The organism is Tabrizicola thermarum, assembly GCF_003574395.1.
Lineage (GTDB): Bacteria > Pseudomonadota > Alphaproteobacteria > Rhodobacterales > Rhodobacteraceae > Tabrizicola > Tabrizicola thermarum.
Map to the genome: position 1 here is coordinate 1 of NZ_QMJY01000023.1, position 228 is coordinate 228.

Annotated in this window: 1 protein-coding gene; it reads left to right on the forward strand. The window is 55.3% G+C overall.

The window, feature by feature from the left end:
- Positions 1 to 196: IS30 family transposase (locus D5084_RS18445; RefSeq protein ID WP_162302408.1), on the forward strand; the 196-nt coding region annotated here is incomplete at its 5' end.
- Positions 197 to 228 lie beyond the last annotated feature (32 nt).

Genomic DNA, 228 nt, shown 5'->3' on the forward strand with positions numbered 1-228 from the left:
CGAGAACACCAACGGGCTTCTGCGCCAGTTCCTGCCCAAAGGCGCTGACCTCCGCCAGTTCTCTCAGCGCGATCTCGACCACATCGCCAAACTCATGAACAACCGCCCCAGAAAGACACTGGGTTGGAAAACACCAGCACAGGCCCTCGCCGAGGAACTCGAAAAAACAACAACAACCGTTGCACTTGGAACTTGAGTTAACCCAAAGTAAACGCCCATAGCCAACCC